The organism is Burkholderia sp. SIMBA_062, from assembly GCF_046534765.1.
GTDB lineage: Bacteria > Pseudomonadota > Gammaproteobacteria > Burkholderiales > Burkholderiaceae > Burkholderia > Burkholderia ambifaria.
This window is the reverse complement of sequence record NZ_JAWRYD010000721.1, coordinates 1-218: the sequence shown is the minus strand read 5'-3', so window position 1 is coordinate 218 and position 218 is coordinate 1. Positions and strand designations below refer to the sequence as shown.

The 218-nt window shown below is 75.2% G+C and carries 1 pseudogene; it reads right to left on the bottom strand.

Going from position 1 to position 218, the window contains the following annotated elements:
• Positions 1–20 precede the first annotated feature (20 nt).
• Positions 21–218: pseudogene (locus tag SB786_RS38065) on the bottom strand (amidohydrolase); the annotation flags it as partial.

The following is a 218-nucleotide window of genomic DNA, read 5'->3' as shown; positions in this document are numbered from 1 at the left end:
GGCCGGTCAGGGTCGTCATGTCAGACGGCCCAGCACGAACAACCGAACGCGCCCCAGAAGCCCTTCGCGTCCGACGTCGGCAGCTCACGGCCCCACGCGCTCGCATGCGCATGGCCGTGCATGCCGCAGGCACTCGCGCAGCCGCACATCGCCGCGGCCGCCGCGCGCTGCAGCGGCGCGCCCTCGCGCTGCGTCGCACCCCAGCCGCCATAGCCGCC